Origin of the sequence: Streptomyces sp. A0642 (assembly GCF_004795105.1) — a bacterium.
In the GTDB taxonomy this organism is placed as follows: domain Bacteria; phylum Actinomycetota; class Actinomycetes; order Streptomycetales; family Streptomycetaceae; genus Streptomyces.
Genome location: NZ_SSBL01000004.1, coordinates 148,144 through 161,882, shown reverse-complemented (window position 1 = coordinate 161,882; position 13,739 = coordinate 148,144). Strand labels below are relative to the sequence as shown.

Genomic DNA, 13,739 nt, shown 5'->3' with positions numbered 1-13,739 from the left:
GGGGGCTGCCTCGGTGGCCTTGCGACATGCCGTACTGGCGGCGCTGCTGGACGGCGAGTACAGCGGATACCAACTGGCGAAGGCGTTCGACGTCGGCGTCGCGAACTTCTGGCACGCCCTGCCCCAGCAGCTGTACACGGAGCTGGCCAAGCTGGAGAAGGAGGGGCTGGTCGAGGGCCGGCAGGTGATTCAGGAGACCCGGCCCAACAAGCGGGTCTTCCAGGTCACCGACGCCGGCCGCGAGGAGCTGGAGGCGTTCGCCGCCGCCGCCCCGAAACCGTCCTTCATCCGCGACGACCTGCTCGTCAAGGTCCAGTCGGCCGACCGCATCGGCACCGCCCAGGTCATCGAACAGCTCGACGAGCGCGTGGCCGCTGCGGACGCGAAGATCGCACTCCTCGACGACCTGCTGCGGCAGATGCGCGGGGAGGCGGACGAGGACGAGTTCCTCCGGCACGGCGACCGGATCGGGCCCTATCTGACGGGCCTGCGCGGCGTGGCCTTCGAGCAGGAGCACCGGGACTGGTGCCTGCGGATCGCGGCCGTGCTGAGGGAGAGGCAGTCGACTCGTGCGGAACGGTGAATACCTGCGCTACGTCGCCCTGGGTGACAGCCAGACCGAAGGGGTCGGTGACGGGGACGACGTCATCGGTCTGCGGGGCTGGGCCGACCGGCTCGCCGAGCACCTCGCCGCCGTCAACCCCGGTCTCCAGTACGCCAATCTGGCCGTACGGGGGCGGGTCGCCGGACAGGTCCGCGCCGAGCAGCTGGGACCGGCGCTGGCCCTGCGTCCCGATCTGGCCACCGTCGTCGCCGGGGTCAACGATCTGCTGCGGCCGCGGGTCGACGTCGTGGAGGTGGCCGGACAGCTGGAGGAGATGTTCGCCGCGCTCACGGCTGCCGGGGCGCAGGTGGCGACCTTGACCATTCCCGACGTGGGGAAGATCGCGCCTCTCGCCCGGCCCCTCAGATCCCGGGTGTCGCAGCTCAACACCCTCATCCGGGCCGCGGCCGCCCGCCACGGCGTCGCGGTCGCCGAGATCGCCCAGCACGCCGTCGCCACGGATCCGCGCCTGTGGAGCGTCGACCGGCTCCACGCGAGCTCTCTCGGCCACGCGCGGATCGCCGCTGCCGTCGCGCAGGCCATCGGCCTGCCGCGGAGCGACAACACCTGGACGCATCCGCTGCCCGCGCACGTGCTCCCCGGCGGCCTCCAGGCCGCCGGCGCCGAACTGCGCTGGGCGGCCGCCTTCCTCGGTCCGTGGCTCGGACGGCGCCTGCGGGGCCGGTCGTCCGGAGACGGACGCACCGCCAAGCGGCCGGACCTTCTGCCCTGGAGCGCCGGTATGTGACGGGCCGGGGGAGTGGCCCTCGCGCCGCCCGGCCCGGGGGGCCCGGCCCGCCGCCTCGCGCGGTGGGCCGGCCCCCTCGGACGGGTGCCCGGAGGTCAGCGTGCGAGGCGGATGCGGTGCAGCTGGTCCTTGCCGTCGGCGCCCGCGCCGGACTTGTCGACGACGTACGCGATGCCGCCGGCGACCTCGATGTGGTTGGGGTTGGCACCAGTGGCCAGGGTCTCCACGACGCTGCCCTTGCGGGGGTCGACGACCGAGACGGTGGCGTCCGTGCGGTTGACGACGAGCACGCGGCCCGAGCGGCCGTCCGCGGCGACGGACAGCGCGCCCCGGCCGGTGGCCACGGACTTGGTGACGAGGCCCTTGCGGAGGTCCACGACCGAGATGTCTCCGCCGGTCTGGTTGGCGGTGTAGGCGGTGCGGCCGTCCCCGGACAGGGCGACCGCGATGGGGCCGTCGCCCGCGGGGATGAGGCGCGGGGCCGTGGCGCGCGCGGCGACCTGGATGATCCGGTCGTGGGTGAGGTCGGCGGCGTACACCGTCCCGGAGCGCTCGTCGACCGCCAGGCCGGTGGGGCCCGCTCCCGTGACCGTGACCCTCTTCTTCTCCTTGAGGGTGCGGCTGTCGAAGGCCACGAGCGTCCCGTCACCGAACGCGCTCGCCCACACGGTGTCGTGGCGCTCGTCGACGACGATCTCCCGGGCGTGGTTCACGTCCGGGAGCGTGGCGAGGTGCTCGCCCGTGCGCTGGCTGTAGACGGCTACCGAGTTGTTGCGGGTGTTGGTGGTCCAGACGGTGTTGTGCTCGTCGTCGACCGCCACCCCGTAGACCGCCTCCACCGCGCCGGTCGCCGGGTCGGTGACCGGCGGCGCGTAGGTCGCCTTCACCTGCAGCGTCCGCGGGTCCACCTTCGTCAGCGCGGAGGTCGTCACCGGCGGCCGGCCCACCGCGGAGGCGGTCCACAGGACGTGGTTCCGCTCCGAGTAGGAGGACTGGTAGAGCCCCTTGGCGACCGGCGCGGCGGTCACGGCCGAGGCGGCCGGCCGGGCGTGGGCGGCCGCGGTGCCCGTCAGCGCGGTGGTGCCGCCTGCGGCGAGCACGACGGCGATGGACGCACAGGTGCCGGTGCGACGCAGGCTGCGGGTGGGTGAGGTCATGCTGGGGTCAACTCCCTGAAGGTATGTCACGGGGATCCGTACGAATGAACTTAGCTTAGCCTTACCTAAGTAACGCCCTTTCAGGAGTGTGATCCGGATTACGCCCCGCCGGCCCGCGCGCCCGAAAAGGTAAGGTGACCCTAAGTTGATCGTCTCGTCCTTCGGAGCCCTCTCATGATCACGTCCGTGCCGCCCCAGGACGCCCCGCAGCGACCGCCCAGGACGGCACGGCCGGATCCGCTGACCCGCCTCACCGAACCCGTCTGCGCCCTCCCGGGCCCGGACGGCGCCGAGGAGTTCTGGGCCCGGATCGCCGGATCCGGCACACCGCTCGTCGGGCCGGACCCGCTGGGCAGCGACGACCACGCCGCCGTGACGTTCCTCTGGCGCGGAGCCCCCGGCACCCGGGCCGTCCAGGTGCTGCCCAACAAGCTCGGCGACCCCCGTGCCCCCGAGGGCAACCTGATGGAGCACGTCCCGGGCACCGATGTGTGGCACTGGACGCTGAGACTGCGGCAGGACTGGCGGGGCACGTACGACTTCTACGTCGACGAGGGCGACGGACCCGGACCGGAGAGCGCCGACTACTGGCGGCGGCTGCGCACCCGGCGCCGTCACGATCCGCTGAACCGCCGCGCGCTGCCCCGTCGCTGGGGTGGCGACCCGGTCTCCTACGCCGAACTCCCGGCCGCCCCGAGCGCCCGGGACTGGCTGCCGCGGCCGGGCGGCGCCCGGGGGGAGGTGTCCGTGCACGACGTTCCCTCCGAGCGCCTGGGCGGGAGCCGGCGCGTGTGGACGTACCGGCCGGCCGGCGCGCGCGGGGCGACGGACCTGCCGGTGCTCGTCCTCCTGGACGGGGAGCACTGGCAGCCGCACCTCGGGCTCGCCCAGCTGCTGGACAACCTCATCGCCGACGGGCGCATCCCCCCGCTGGTGGCCCTCCTGCCGGACTCGGTCGACGTGGCCACACGCTGGTCGGACCTCGCCTGCAGCCGGGACTTCGTCGCGTTCCTCGAGGACGAACTGCTGCCCTGGGCGGCAGCACGCCACCCCGTCACGGAGGACCCGGCGCGCACCGTCGTCGCGGGCCAGAGCCTGGGCGGGCTCACCGCCGCCTACGCCGCCCTCGCCGCCCCCGGCCGCTTCGGCAACGCCCTGGCGCAGTCCGGCTCGTTCTGGTGGCCGGACGGCCCGGACGCCGAATGGCTCACCGCCCGGATCGCCGAGTCCCCACGCCTGCCGGTGCGCTTCTGGCTCTCCTTCGGCGAGCAGGAGTGGGTGGCGCTGCCGGCCGCGCGCCGGCTGCGCGACACACTCACGTCCTCGGGCTACGAGGACGCCTCCTACCGGGAGTTCAACGGCGGGCACGACTACCTCTGCTGGCGTACGGAGCTGGCGGACGGCCTGGTCGATCTGCTGTCCCGCGCCACCGTCACCCGCTGACCGGCGAGCTGACCGGCGAAGGCCGCCGGTCAGCGGGGAACGGTCAGCCGTCCAGTTCCTTCAGCCGGTCCGCGAGCACGTCCGCGATGGTGTCGAGGAAGCGGTCCTGCATCAACTGCGGGTGCGTGGCGTCCAGATCGTGGTTCACGACCGCACCCGACACGTGCGCGCGCCACGCCTCCCGGGTGAGCCAGTCCTCCGCCCGCGGCGCGGCCGCGGTGAAGAACAGCAGGTCGCCCGAGTAACCCCGGTGCACGTGCTCACGCATCAGGCGGGCATGGTTGGGCACGATGTCGACGATCCTCGACAGGGTCCGGTCCCCGAGCCCGGCGAGGGGACTGCCCGCCCGCCGCAACGTGGCCAGCACGTCCTCCCGGGTGCGTTCACCGGTGCGCTCGAACCCCGCCATGCGCAGCACCGCCGTGAGGGCGTCGCCCTCCTCCGGCGCGGGCCGCTCCCGCCACTGTTCGGCGGGGAACGCGTCCAGCAGGGCCAGGAGTTCGACTTCCTCACCGCTCTCCTGGAGCAGCACCGCCACGGTGTGCGCGAGCACCCCGCCCACCGACCAGCCCAGCAGACGGTACGGGCCCCGCCCCTGGACCTCCCGGATGCGCTGGACGTAGTCGGCCGCCTCCTCCTCCAGGGTCCCCGGCAGCGGTTCCTCACGGGCCAGGCCGCGGGCCTGGATGCCGTACACCGGCTGACCGGGACCCAGCCGGGCGGCCAGCCCGGCGTAGCACCAGGCGATGCCGCCCGCCGGATGGATGGCGAACAGCGGGGCCCGCGCGCTCCCCCCGCGCAGTCGCAGTACGACGTCCAGGGCGTCCCCGGACGCGGGCCCCGCAGCCGCGCCGTCGATCCGGGCGGAGAGCGCCGCCGGGGTCGATGCCTCGAACAGCGAACCGATCGTCAGTTCGGCACCGAACTCCTCCCGCACCCGGGCCACGAGCCGGACCGCGAGCAGCGAGGTCCCGCCGAGGTCGAAGAACGCGTCGTCGGGCCCCACCGCGGCAGCCCCGAGCACCTCCGCGAACAGCCGCGCGAGCGCCTCCTCGCGGTCGCTCATGGGCCGGTCGCCACCGCCGCCGGCGAAGACGGGGGCGGGCAGTTCGCGGCGGTCCAGCTTTCCGTTGGGGCTCAGCGGGAAGGAGCCGAGCACGACCACCGCCGACGGCACCATGTGCTCCGGGAGCACGCGCGCCAGTGCGGACCGTACGGCCGAGGGCTCGGCGGCTCCCGTCACGTACCCGACGAGACGCTGTTCGCCGGGCCGGTCCTCGCGCACCAGGGCGCAGGCCCCGTCCACCCGCGGCAGGGCGGCCAGTGCGGCTTCGATCTCACCGAGCTCGATGCGTTGCCCGCGCAGCTTGACCTGGTGGTCCGTGCGCCCGAGGTACTCGACCTCTCCCTGCTCCGTCCAGCGCGCCAGGTCCCCGGTGCGGTACATCCGCCGCCCCGGGGCGCCGAAGGGATCGGCGAGGAACCGGGCGGCGGTCAGGTCCGGGCGGTTCAGATAGCCGTCGGCGAGCTGCCGGCCCGCCAGGTACAGCTCGCCCGGCACCCCCGGCGGACAGGGCCGAAGCGCGGCGTCGAGTACGTACAGCCCGGTGTTCCACACGGGCCGCCCGATCGGCACGGGCCCCGCGTCCTGTGCGGCGCACGCGTGGAAGCTGACGTCCACGGCCGCTTCCGTCGGCCCGTACAGATTGTGCAGCTCGGCGTGCGGCAGCGCGTGGCCGAAGGCGTGCGCGGTCTCCCGGGGCAGCGCCTCCCCGCTGCAGAACACGCGGCGCAGTCCGCCGCACGCTCCGGGGTCCGCCTCCGTGAGGAAGACCTGGAGCATTGAGGGCACGAAGTGGCAGGTGGTGACGGCCTGTTCGCGGATCAGCCGGGCCAGGTAGGCGGGGTCCTTGTGGCCGCCCGGTTCCGCGACGACCAGCGCCGCGCCCTCGCGCAGCGGCCAGAAGAACTCCCAGACGGACACGTCGAACGACGAGGGCGTCTTCTGCAGCACCCGGTCGTCCGCCGTCAGCCCGTGGGCGTCCTGCATCCACCGCAGCCGGTTGTCGATCGCGCCGTGCGGCACGACGACGCCCTTGGGGCGGCCGGTGGACCCCGAGGTGTAGATGACGTACGCCGGATGGGCGGGCGTCAGCGGGCGCGACGGATCGCACCACGGGTACCCGGAGACGTCGAGGCCGTCGAGCACGACCCGCGCCGTCCCCGCGTCGTCGGCGAGACGGTCGGCACGGTCGGTGACCACACAGACGGGCGCCGCGTCCCGCAGCATGTACGTGATCCGCTCCGCCGGGTACTCCGGGTCGAGCGGCAGATAGGCGGCTCCCGCCTTCAGTACGGCGAGCAGCGAGACGATCAGCTCCACGGAGCGCGGAACCGCCACCGCCACCACGGCGCCCGGCCGGGCGCCGAGCGTCCGCAGGTGCCGGGCCAGGCGGTTGGCGCGGGTGTTCAGTTCCGCGTACGTGAGGGAGACGTCCCCGTACACCAGCGCGGTCGCGTCCGGGGTGCGGGCGGCCCGCGCCTCGATCGGGCCGATGAGCGTCGTCGGCGGCAGCTCACGGGCCGTCCGGTTGAACTCCTCGACGGTCAGCGCCTGCTCGGCGGGGGTCGCGATCCCGTGGGCGGACAGCGGGGCGTGCGGGTCCGCCGCGGTCAGCCGTTCCACGAGGTGCAGGAACCGCTCCTGGTGGGCGGCGAGCGCGTCCTCGTCGTACAGGGCCGGATTGCCGTCGTGGTCGACGCGGAGCCCGCGGCCGTCCGCGCGGTCGTAGATGTTGACCGTCAGATCGTCCACCGGCCCCGCGGACAGATTGCGGGCCCGGGCCGGCGCGCCCGCGAAGTCCACGTCGTAGTCGAAGGGCATCACATTGACGAGGGGACCCACCAGGCCGCGGTTCTCGCCGAGCAGCCGCAGATCGCGGCGGATGTCCTCGTAGCGGTAGCGCTGGTGGCGGCGGACCGCGCGGACGCCCCGCACGACCTGGCGCACCAGTTCCGCGAAGCTCGCGCCGGGGGAGACGGTCAGCCGCAGCGGCAGTACGTTCATCACCATGCCGGGCACACGCAGGGCGACCGATCCCACCCGGCCCATCATGGGCAGTCCGAGCACCACCTCGGAGCGGGCGGTGGCCCGTGCGGTGTAGAGGGCCTGCGTGGCGATCAGCACCTCCGGCCAGGTCGCGCGCAGTCGCGTCGCGAGTTCCCGGACCCGTTCCGTGGCATCCGGACCGAGGTGGGCGGTGCGGCGCAGGAACGTACGCGAGGGCAGCGCTCCGCGGCCCGCGAGGCGTGGCGCCTCAGGACGGTCGGCGAAGGCGTCCGACCAGTGGGCGCGGTCTGCCGCGAACGCCTCCGACGACCGGTAGCCGGCGTCCTGCGCGACGAGGTCGGAGAGCGTTCCGAAGCTACGGGGCCCGGGCTCCTCGCCCCGGGCGAGCGCCGTGTACACCTCGGCCGTCCGCCGTACGAGCAGCGAGTAGCCGAAGCCGTCCATGACGAGGTGGTGGATCCGCTGGTACCAGAGCCAGCGGTCCTGCCCGACACGGAAGAGCGCGTGCCGGAACAACGGTCCGGCGCTCAGGTCGCAGGGTTCGCCGAGGTCGGCGCGCATCCACGCCTCCGCCCGCCGGTCCGGGTCGGGCGCCTCCCGGAGATCGTGCACGGTGAGCGGCAGTCCGGCAGAGGCCGCGACTATTTGGCGCGGTCCCCGCGGCCCGTCCTCGATCCGTACGCGCAGCGCGTCCGCCTCGGCGGTGACCCGGCGCAGCGCCGCGGCGAACACGTCGTGGTCGAGCGGCCCGTCGATCTCCAGGCACTCCGCGGTGTTCTGTGCCGGACTGAGCGGGTCGAGGGACTGCGCGTACCACATGCCCGACTGGGCGGCCGTCAGCGGCAGTACGGTGTCCGGCCCGTCAGGGGGAGTGGCGACGGTGCCGGCGAGCAGGACCGTCATGAGACCCCCAGCAGCGTGGCCCAGGCCTCGACGGAGGGCTGTTCGGCGAGACCGGCGAAGTCGGCCCGCACGCCGTGGTCGCGGCGCCACCCTCCGAGCAGCGCCATGATGCGGACCGAGTCGAGTCCGTAGTCGAGGAGGTTCTCGTCGAGGGGGATGTCCGCCGGGTCCTCGCCCAGGGACTCGGCGACGTCGGTGCGGATCTGTTCCAGGGTGAGTGACACGGTGCTCAGATCTCCTTGAGAAGGGCGTCGGTGGTGGTCACGACCGCGCAGCGGCCCGCAGCCCAGCGCAGCGCCATGTCGTGGTCCTCGCGCGAGAAGTCGGCGACGGCGTCGGCCACCACGAACGCCTGGATGTCCCGCATCCACGCGTCGGCGGCGCTCATGAGCACCCCGATGTGCGCGTACACCCCGGTGACCACGAGCTGGTCGCGGCCCGAATCCCTGATCAGGGACTCCAGTCCGGTACGGGCGAAGGCGCTGTACTTCCACTTGGTGAGCACCGTGTCCCCGGCAGCCGGTGCGACGGACTCCGGCACGGCGAGGGCCTCGGCGTCGTCCGCCGCGCCCGGGCCCCAGAAGTCGAGCTGGAGCCCGCGCTCCTCAGCGCTCTGGCCGCCGCGCTGCGCCGAGTAGATCACCGGCACGCCGGCCGTGCGGCACTCCTCGATGATGCGGGCCGTGTTGCCGAGCATGCCGGTCAGCGGCTGTTCACCGGCGGGGTACGCGCCGAGGAAGTGGTTCTGGAGGTCGTGGACGAGGAGGACGGCGCGCGCCCGGTCTACGGTCCACGCGACCCGGTTCTCGGGGAGGTCCTCCGCGCGGGGCAGGGGATAGGGGGCGATGGCGGGGAGTGCCATGGGAGGGGCCTTTCAGTGCCGCGGGGTGCGGGCTCGGTGCGGGTCGGCGGGGGTGGCGGCGGGCCCGGCGGCGCTCGGGCCGGTGCGCAGGCCCTTCTTGCTGACCTTGCCGATCCCGGTCCGGGGAAAGGCGTCGACGAACTCGACGAGGTCGGGGACCTTGTACGCGGCGACTCCGCGCTCGCGCACGTGCCGCTTCACCGCGACCGGTGTGAGCGGTTCGGCGCCGTCGCGCAGGATCACGTACGCAAGCGTGCGCTCACCCAGGAACGCGTCGGCGACGCCGACCACCGACACGTCGTGCACGGACGGATGGGCGAGGATGATGTTCTCGATCTCCTCGGGTGCGACCTTCTCGCCGCCCCGGTTGATCTGGTCCTTGGCCCGCCCCTCGACGACGAGACTGCCGTTCGAGGTGCGGCGCACGATGTCACCCGTGCGGTAGAAGCCGTCCTCGGTGAAGGCGGTCCGGTTGTGTCCGGGCGCGCGCCAGTAGCCGCGGATCGTGTACGGGCCGCGGGTCAGCAGATGTCCGAACTCCCCCTCCGCGACGTCCTGTCCGGCGTCGTCCACGATGCGGATCTCGTCGTCCTCGGAGATCGGCCGGCCCTGCGTGGTGACCACGGTCTCCGGATCGTCGTCCAGCCGCGTGTAGTTGACGAGGCCCTCGGCCATGCCGAAGACCTGCATGAGCCGGCAGCCCAGCGCCGGCTCCAGCCGGCGGGCCGCCGCCTCGCTGTACTTGGCTCCTCCGACGAGGACCAGCTCCAGGCTGGACAGATCGTGCCCCGTGTCCGCGGCGGCCTCGGTCCACACCAGGGCGAGCGGCGGCACCAGTCCCGTCATCGTGACCCGCTCCTGCTCGACGAGCGCGAACGCCGTCGCCGGATCGGGCCGGGGGCACAGGACGACCGTGCCGCCCGCGTACAGCGTTCCGAGCCAGCCGGGGGAACTCATCGGGAAGTTGTGCGCGGCGGGGAGGACGACGAGGAAGCGGGTGTCCTCGTCGACGCCGCAGATCTCGTCGGAGCCGCGCAGCGAGTAGATGTAGTCGTCGTGCGTGCGCGGAATGAGTTTGGGGACTCCGGTGGTGCCGCCCGACAGCTGGAGGAACGCCAGGTCGTGCGGCTCGGGCCCGGCGAGCGGGACGGAGTCCTCGCACGGTACGCCGGACAGCGGGGTGTGCTCGCCCGGGTCGCCGACGACGAAGACGTGCTTCAGGCCCGGGGTCCGCGCCCTCACCGCGGTCGCCAGTTCGCGGTGGTCGAAGCCGGCGTGCCGGTCCGGGATCACATAGGCGACGGCCTCGGTGAACGAGCAGAAGTAGCCGATCTCCGTCTCCCGGTGGGCGGGCAGCGCGAAGACGGGCAGCGCCCCGATCCGGAAGAGGGCGAAGACGACCTCGATGAACTCCGCGACGTTGGGCAGCTGGACGACGACCCGGTCGCCCCGGGCGATGCCCCGGGTCGCGAACCCCGCCGCCAGGCGGGCCGCGCGCCGGTCCAGCTCGCCGTACGTCCAGGCGCGTCGCCCGTCCGCGGGGTCGACGACCGCCACGCGGTCCCCGTGGGCGGCCGCGCGCGCCCGGAGCACGCCCGTGAACGTCTCGCCGCGCCAGTGCCCCGCCGCGCGGTAGCGCTCGGCGAAACCGGCGGGCCAGGTGGGTGCGTCGTCGTGCGGGGCGGCGTTCACAGCGCGGCCCCCACGGCGTCGAGGAAGGTGCGGAACTTGGCACCGGTCTCCGCGGTCTCCGCCTCGGGGGAGGAGGCGGCCACCACGCCCGCGCCGGCGAACAGCCGCAGCGAGCGGCCCTCGGCCTCGGCGCAGCGGATCGTCACGACCCACTCCCCGTCCCCGTCGGCGTCCTGCCAGCCGACCATGCCGGTGTACGCGCCGCGGTCGAAGGGTTCCGACTCCGCGATGACGGCACGGGCCTTCTCGGTCGGGGTGCCGCACACCGCGGGCGTGGGGTGCAGCGCGGAGGCGAGAGCGAGGGAGGTGGTCCCGGGATCCGTGAGCGTTCCGGTGACGGTCGTCGACAGGTGCCACATGGCCGCGGTCCGTACGAGCGTGGGACGCTCGGGGACGTCGAGGCGCACACAGAACGGGGCGAGGGCCTCCCGCACGGCGGCGACGACCACGGCGTGTTCGTGCAGGTCCTTGGGGGACTCCAGCAGCGCGGCCGCGCGCCGCACGTCCTCCGCCAGGTCGTGGCTGCGCGGTGCGGAGCCCGCCAGCGGATTGGCGGTGAGCACGTTCCCGGCACGGGCGACCAGGAGTTCGGGACTGGCGCCCACGAGCGTGCGGCCCGGCCCGCTGGGGACGGCGAAGGTGTAGCCCTTCGGGTCGTGCTGCGCGAGCCGGCGCAGCATGGCGGGGAGGTCGAGGTCGTGCGAGGAGGTCAGCTCCAGGGTGCGGGCGAGGACGACCTTGTCGAACTCCCCGGCGCGCATCCGCCGCACCGCCGCGGCGACCGCCGCACTGTAGGCGCCGGCCTCGGGGACCTCCCGGGTCTGCCAGGTCCCGGGTTCCGTCGAGGGGCCGGGGAGCGCGATGAGCGGATCCTCGCACAGAGCCGGTGCCCGGCGGACGGACTGCGGGACCGCCAGTGAGTGCGGTGCGTCCGGGTTGAAGGGCAGCGCGCCCAGGACCATCGGCGCCGGGTCCCCCGCCCTGCGCCGGGCATCGAGCGCCTCGTTCACACGGAGGGCCAACGGCCGTGCGTCCTGCGGGACTTCCGCGGCGGTTCCGGAGGCGAGCAGCGTCCGGCGGGATGAGGCGAGGAAGCGGTCCGTACCGGGCCGGTAGGCATCCAGCAGTGCGGTGGCGGCGCCGGGCGAAGGGGGAGGGGAGAGGTGGGGGGCGGCCCGGTGCGGGGCGGTGGGCACGCGCAATGAGGCAGACATGTCTTGTTGTCTCCAGGGGGGAGAGGGCTGCGATCCGCTGTCGGAGGGCGGGGGCGGGGTCTTTCGCCCGGATCGGGCTGGATCAGGGCGCGAGGTGCGGTGCCGGGCCGCGAACCGGCCCGATCAGGACGAGAGGCCCTGGGGCGTGTTACGACAGTCCCGCCGTCCGCCCGGGGCAGGCGGGACTGTTGAAACACGCCCTAGGCCCGCAGCGTGGCGCCGCCGTCGACGTAGAGGTCGTGCAGGGTGATGTGGCGGGCGCGGTCGGACACGAGGAACGCGACGGCGTCGGCGATGTCGGAGGGGTCGGCGATGCGGCCGAGCGGGATGCCGGTGCGGTAGCTCGCCCCGTCCCCCTCGATGACGCGCCGCGCGGCGGCGTCTTCGTCGCCGGCCGGCCACAGGCCGCGCTGCATGTCGGTGAGCGTCGAGCCGGGGGACACGGTGTTGCAGCGGATGCCCAGGGGCGCCAGTTCGAGGCCGAGGCACTTGGTGAACATCACGGCCGCGGCCTTCGACGCCGCGTACGCCGCCATGTTCGTGCGGGGGATGCCCGCGGCGTTGGACGCGACCGTGACGATGCTGCCCGTTCCGCGAGCGGCCATCCGGGTCGATACGGCCCGGGAGACGTGGAAAACCCCGTCGGTGTTGACGGCGAAGGTGGCCGCCCAGTCCTCGTCCGTCAGCTCGGCGACCGGCGAACTCCGCAGTATTCCGGCGACGTTGACCGCGATGTCCAGGGGGCCGAGCGCATCCTCTGCCTCCGCGACGAGGTCCTCGACGGCTGCGGCGTCGGTGACGTCGAGCGTGCGGGCGGTGACGTGCCCGGGGTGTTTCCCGGCGAGCGCGGTGACGCCCTCGGGGGCCACGTCGGTGGCCAGGACGCGGGCGCCGCGTTCCACGAGTGCGTGCACCACCGCCTCGCCGATCCCGCGGCCCGCCCCCGTCACGAGGGCGAGCCGGCCGGTGAGTTCCGGGACGGGGCTCACTTGACCATGGCCTTGCGGATGTCGTCCAGCACCGAGACGGCCGCCTGCGCGCCGCCCAGGCTCGTCCACTTGGTCCCGTCGATGACGGTCGACCGACCGCTGCTCACCGCCTTGAGCTGCTTGTACGCCGGCTTCTCGGACAGCTCACCCACGAGCGCCTGGTCCGACCCGGTGGAGGTGAGGGTGCCGATGAAGAGCCAGTCCCCGTCGATCTCCTTGAGGTTCTCGTCGCTGATCGGCGTCGAGTGGCCCTCCCCCTTCTCGTTCTGGATGCCGGGGCGGGTGAAGCCCAGGTCCTTCAGGACGTCGCTGATGAACACGCCCTGCTGCATGACGGCCGAACCCTTGGCCGAGTAGCGGGCGACGGACACGCTCTTGCCCGCCTCCGCGCCCAGGTCCTTCTTCAGGGCGGCGGCCCGGGTGGCGTAGTCGGCGAGGAACGCCTCGGCCTTGTTCTCGCGGCCGAGTGCCTTTCCGGTGAGCGAGAGCGCCTTCTTCCAGTCCTTGCTGCCACCGATCGTGACGACCGTGGGCGCGACCTTGCGCAGTTGCTGGAGGACCTGCTCGTCGGCGAGCTGACCGGCGAGGATCACGTCGGGCTTCGCCTGGACGACCTTTTCGATGTCGGGGCCGGTGACCGCACCCACCACGGGGATGCCCTTCGCCTGGCCGGCGAGGTAGCCGGGGGCGCCCTTCTGGCCGCGGCCCGCGGTCAGGCCCACCGGCTTCACGCCCAGCGCGAGAGCCGCGTCGAGGTCCATCTCGCTGAGGACGACCACGCGTCGCGGCGTCGCGGGGACCTTCACCGACGCGCCGGTCGCGTCCGTCACCCGGGTCGCCTCCGGGGCCTTGGAGGCGGCTGTGCCGCCGGAGCCGTCCGACGCCTCGGAGGATCCGCAGGCGGTCAGCGCCAGGGCGCAGACGCCGATCAGCGAGGCCGCGAGCGAGGGGCGGGCGAGGCCGCGGGAAGAGAGGGTCGAAAGCGGGGCCATGGCCTGGAGTCTCCGTTGTGTTCGAGTGACGAGGGCGGTACGGGCGGGGTGGCCGCCGTACCGAA

The 13,739-nt window shown here is 73.5% G+C and carries 11 protein-coding genes; 3 read left to right on the top strand and 8 right to left on the bottom strand.

Translation table 11 applies throughout. The features are described 5' to 3' along the window. The first annotated feature begins 13 nt into the window (after positions 1-13). Positions 14-583, top strand: a complete 570-nt coding sequence (locus E6R60_RS10125; RefSeq protein WP_136326142.1) for a PadR family transcriptional regulator — start codon at positions 14-16, stop codon at positions 581-583. Continuing rightward, positions 570-1,352 (top strand): SGNH/GDSL hydrolase family protein, encoded by a 783-nt coding sequence (locus E6R60_RS10120; RefSeq protein ID WP_136326141.1) that lies wholly within the window; start codon positions 570-572, stop codon positions 1,350-1,352. Before E6R60_RS10125 ends, E6R60_RS10120 begins: the two co-directional genes overlap by 14 nt. 95 nt (positions 1,353-1,447) lie before the next feature. On the opposite strand, the gene E6R60_RS10115 is transcribed toward E6R60_RS10120, so the two are convergent. After that, positions 1,448-2,509 carry a YncE family protein gene (locus E6R60_RS10115; protein ID WP_136326140.1) on the bottom strand — a complete coding sequence of 354 codons (1,062 nt, stop codon included), beginning with the start codon at positions 2,507-2,509 and terminating at the stop codon, positions 1,448-1,450. A gap of 174 nt (positions 2,510-2,683) precedes the next feature. On the opposite strand from E6R60_RS10115, the gene fes reads away from it, so the two are divergent. Continuing rightward, positions 2,684-3,952 (top strand): enterochelin esterase, encoded by a 1,269-nt coding sequence (gene fes, locus E6R60_RS10110; RefSeq protein ID WP_136326139.1) that lies wholly within the window; start codon positions 2,684-2,686, stop codon positions 3,950-3,952. A 43-nt stretch (positions 3,953-3,995) separates the two neighbouring features. Here fes and E6R60_RS10105 read toward each other — a convergent pair whose 3' ends face one another. From E6R60_RS10105 to E6R60_RS10075, 7 genes are all read right to left on the bottom strand, one after another. Next, entirely contained in the window at positions 3,996-7,925 is a 3,930-nt protein-coding gene (locus E6R60_RS10105) for a non-ribosomal peptide synthetase (RefSeq protein ID WP_136326138.1), read from the bottom strand. After that, a complete protein-coding gene (locus tag E6R60_RS10100) occupies positions 7,922-8,149 on the bottom strand; it encodes a phosphopantetheine-binding protein (RefSeq protein WP_136326137.1) in 228 nt (75 codons plus the stop codon). The genes E6R60_RS10105 and E6R60_RS10100 overlap by 4 nt, the downstream gene beginning before the upstream one ends. A gap of 5 nt (positions 8,150-8,154) precedes the next feature. Further along, positions 8,155-8,787 (bottom strand): isochorismatase family protein, encoded by a 633-nt coding sequence (locus tag E6R60_RS10095; RefSeq protein ID WP_136326136.1) that lies wholly within the window; start codon positions 8,785-8,787, stop codon positions 8,155-8,157. Between the two features lie 12 nt (positions 8,788-8,799). Continuing rightward, complete coding sequence (locus E6R60_RS10090) at positions 8,800-10,479, bottom strand: (2,3-dihydroxybenzoyl)adenylate synthase (protein WP_136326135.1); 1,680 nt, start codon at positions 10,477-10,479, stop codon at positions 8,800-8,802. After that, positions 10,476-11,693 carry an isochorismate synthase gene (locus tag E6R60_RS10085; protein WP_136326134.1) on the bottom strand — a complete coding sequence of 406 codons (1,218 nt, stop codon included), beginning with the start codon at positions 11,691-11,693 and terminating at the stop codon, positions 10,476-10,478. Before E6R60_RS10085 ends, E6R60_RS10090 begins: the two co-directional genes overlap by 4 nt. A 200-nt stretch (positions 11,694-11,893) precedes the next feature. Continuing rightward, complete coding sequence (locus E6R60_RS10080) at positions 11,894-12,682, bottom strand: 2,3-dihydro-2,3-dihydroxybenzoate dehydrogenase (RefSeq protein WP_136326133.1); 789 nt, start codon at positions 12,680-12,682, stop codon at positions 11,894-11,896. After that, complete coding sequence (locus E6R60_RS10075; RefSeq protein WP_136326132.1) at positions 12,679-13,674, bottom strand: iron-siderophore ABC transporter substrate-binding protein; 996 nt, start codon at positions 13,672-13,674, stop codon at positions 12,679-12,681. Before E6R60_RS10075 ends, E6R60_RS10080 begins: the two co-directional genes overlap by 4 nt. Positions 13,675-13,739 lie beyond the last annotated feature (65 nt).